General features: G+C 39.3%; 2 protein-coding genes and 1 pseudogene. 2 read left to right on the top strand and 1 reads right to left on the bottom strand.

Annotated elements, in window-relative coordinates; translation table 11 throughout:
* Nucleotides 1–325, top strand: a pseudogene (locus WMO75_RS20150) (tetratricopeptide repeat protein); the annotation flags it as partial.
* 443 nt (nucleotides 326–768) lie between these two features.
* On the opposite strand, the gene WMO75_RS19025 reads toward WMO75_RS20150, so the two are convergent.
* On the bottom strand, nucleotides 769–1,947 hold the full coding sequence (locus WMO75_RS19025; protein ID WP_118699684.1) for an MFS transporter: 1,179 nt from the start codon (nucleotides 1,945–1,947) through the stop codon (nucleotides 769–771).
* Between the two features lie 396 nt (nucleotides 1,948–2,343).
* Between WMO75_RS19025 and WMO75_RS19020 the strand changes: the two genes are divergently transcribed.
* Nucleotides 2,344–3,246, top strand: a complete 903-nt coding sequence (locus tag WMO75_RS19020; protein WP_173906109.1) for an AraC family transcriptional regulator — start codon at nucleotides 2,344–2,346, stop codon at nucleotides 3,244–3,246.
* Nucleotides 3,247–3,434 lie beyond the last annotated feature (188 nt).

The following is a 3,434-nucleotide window of genomic DNA, read 5'->3' as shown; positions in this document are numbered from 1 at the left end:
GTTATTCAATTCAAAAAATATGTTTGATGCACGGCACGGAAGTCAACTATTACAAAAAATGTTCCAGACAGTGGAAAATATCATTCACCTGATTGATAAAGATGATATGTCCAAATACCTTCTATTTTTAGAGGATGTCTTCCCATATATGGAGAAATACCACTACCAGAAAGGTATGAAAGAAATTATCCGGGAATTGAAACAACTTTTGAAAGGAAATAATCATGGCACCTCTTCTGACCGTGCACTGTTGCTGGATTACCAGGCAACAATGGAAACAAAACCAGAAAAAGCCATCAAGCTGGAAAAAGAAGCACTTGCGTAAATCAAAGAAACCACAGACGGTAATGCCCACCTTGTTTCCAACCTTCATGCCAATCTTGGAGGTCTTTATCGCATAAACGGTCAGACAGAATTTGCAAAAGGACACATGGAAAAGGGTATCTTGCTACTGGAACAGTATAAGCTGCTTTACACCAATGACAGTATCCCGCAGATCAACAATTACGCCGCCTGATTACAGCAAATATCTCACAGGCTAAAACCCATTTCAAAAAGGCTATAAAAATCTATGAGGATGTCTGGGCAGATGAGCCGGAATTGATCGAAGAAAAATATCAGGAAATTCAGGAATTGTACCCACAGATTAGTATCGCACTGGCCAAAGGTATCTTGGCTTCAATAAATAAACAGGAATAAATTTACGGCGGACATCATTATCCGCCGTTGACTATTCTCAGCCTTTTTCCCACTTTTTGGAAAAAGATTTCATTTATGATCCTTTTGCCTTGCAAAAATAAAAAGCATGATTAATAAAGTAACCGGGAACAAAAGTCCAACCCCCATACCCGCACGAATATTGTCTCCAGCACTTTGTGTAACACGTCCAACAATCCCCGGACCTATGCTTCCACCCAGATCCCCCGCCATAGCAAGCAAAGCAAACATAGCCGTTCCACCTGCCGGAAATCTTTCTGATGAAATACTGATTGTGCCGGGCCACATAATCCCAACAGAAAAGCCACAGATAATACATCCAATCAAACCTGTTATCGGATTCGATGAAACAGAAGCCAGCAGGTAGCATATCACACATAAAATTCCGGATCCGGTCATAAATTTCATCAGGTCCATTTTCGCACCATATTTTCCGAAAATCACACGACTGATTCCCATTGTAACAGCAAACATGCAGGGACCGGCCAGATCGCCAATTGTCTTTGACAGCCCCAGGGCAGCCTCTGCATAAGCAGATGCCCATTGTGCCATAGCCAGTTCTGATGCACCGGAGCAGATCATTAAGCATATAGAAAGCCAGAAAAAAGATTTGCGAAACAGTTCCTTTATTCCCATCCCCTGCCCCTCATCTACAAAATGCTCAATCGGGCAAGTTGCAAAATTATAGATATTTATGGCCGGAACAAGTGCCCATAAGACAGCCAGCCATTTCCAGTTGTCCATGCCAAACACTGCAAAAAACAGTGTGGAGATCACAATCGTACCCACTGCTCCCCAACAATAAAAAGAGTGAAGCAGACTCATCGTTGCCTCTTTGTTATCAAATGGACACGCCTCCACGATCGGGCTGCAAAGCACTTCAATCAGACCACTTCCGACTGCATATACAATCACACTCAGGATAATTCCGACAAACGGTTCCGGCAAAAGATCCGGCATAAAAGCCAGACCCACCAATCCTGCTGCGGAACATACCTCAGAAGCAACAATACAGATACGATACCCTATTTTGTCCACAAACTTTGCACAAAACAGGTCTACCAACAACTGTGTAAGGAAAAAGCAGGTAGAAATCAATGCGATTTTTCCAAGTGTAATCTGATAATCATGATGAAATTTTAAAAATAACAATGGTGCAAAATTAGCTGCAATTGCCTGTGTAATAAATCCCATATAACAGGCTCTTTTTGTTTTCTGATAATTTGGCATAGTCATCACTCCTTTTGTTTTCTACAACATATTTTAATCACATTTCCATCCTCACACAGAAAGCATCCTTCATAATTTCCCGATATATAACGAGGCTCATAGTTAACGGTAAATCCTGCCTCTATCAGATCGAGCATTAATTCATTTACTTTATTCGTACTGTCTACATACATAGAAAGACTCTTTCCAGATACAGAATTCTCTATCTTCACCTTTGTTTTCATAAAATATCAAGAATCACCATCCTTATTTTACTTTTATGTAACCATTTGAACATCATGCCCTTTCACCTCATTTCTTATTGAATTATATATTATAATTCTATTGTTTTCATTGAATTATTTCTGATATTTATTGTATAATATCGTAAAGTATGTTTCAAAGAAGGAAGTTTCTATGAATATAAATACAACCTATACGAAAATCATTACAGATGAAGATCTGATGGAGGCAGTTTTGCACGGAAGCAATAGCTATCCTTTCCAGTTTTATTATGAAGATCTGTCAGTTTTTGATTTCAACTGTATCGAATGGCACTGGCATACAGAATTGGAATTTATTTTTATTGAATCCGGAACCGTTACTTTATGGATTGGAGAAGACCGATTTAATTTAACCGAAGGAAATGGGATCTTCATTAATACAAAGGTACTCCATCGCCTTTATTCTCCATCAAAAGCCATCATTCCCAATTTCGTATTTATGCCTTCTTTTATTGCCCCTCGCGACAGCCTGATTTATCAGAAATATATTCTTCCGATTATTTCTTCCCCACTGCCATTTCTCATATTTCATAAAGAAATATGCTGGCAGGCAAAGGTTTTATCTGTCATGCGGCAAATTATTTCTGCACAGGATTCCGTTTCAACCAAAGAACTCCTTACCAGTTCTCTCCTTCAGAATCTCTGGCTGGAGATATCTGAAAATACCGACATTTCATACCCGAAAGAACACCAGGAGTATTCCACTGCTTCTCAAGCCCGTTTACAGCTCATGATGCAATTTATCCACCTGAATTACTCACGGAGTATCTCATTGGATGACATTGCAAAACAGGCAATGGTCAGTAAGAGTACCGCTTTGAATCTGTTTCGGAAATATTTACATATAACGCCGGTTAACTATCTCATTAATTACCGTTTAAAACAGGCCGGTCAGTTACTTTCAAAAACCGAGAAAAAAGTCAGTCTCATTTCTTCTGAGACAGGATTTCATAACGTTAACTATTTCTGCAGATTATTCAAAAAACGCTACAAGTTAACCCCAACAGAATACCGGAAACAGAAACACTTTCTGTAAACCCGTTTGCCATATTTCCCGAAAGAAAAGGCACCTCCACGGTTTTATGGAGACGCCTTTTTGATATGATTCATCTTCCTCATAATATTATTACAAATCAAATTCATACATAGTGAACTACTCGGCAACAAGTTACCAGAGCATCTGAAATCTGGCGGGATACCGCCTTTTTTCAGGGTGCGTCCATG

The organism is Blautia intestinihominis (genome assembly GCF_040096655.1).
GTDB lineage: Bacteria > Bacillota > Clostridia > Lachnospirales > Lachnospiraceae > Blautia_A > Blautia_A intestinihominis.
The sequence above is the reverse complement of the archived record's forward strand: the minus strand, read 5'-3'. Positions and strand labels throughout refer to the sequence as shown.

Coding starts and splice junctions, on each gene's coding strand:
- WMO75_RS19025 (WP_118699684.1), bottom strand. CDS start 1,947: ATGCCAAATTATCAGAAAACAAAAAGAGCCTGTTATATGGGATTTATT.
- WMO75_RS19020 (WP_173906109.1), top strand. CDS start 2,344: ATGAATATAAATACAACCTATACGAAAATCATTACAGATGAAGATCTG.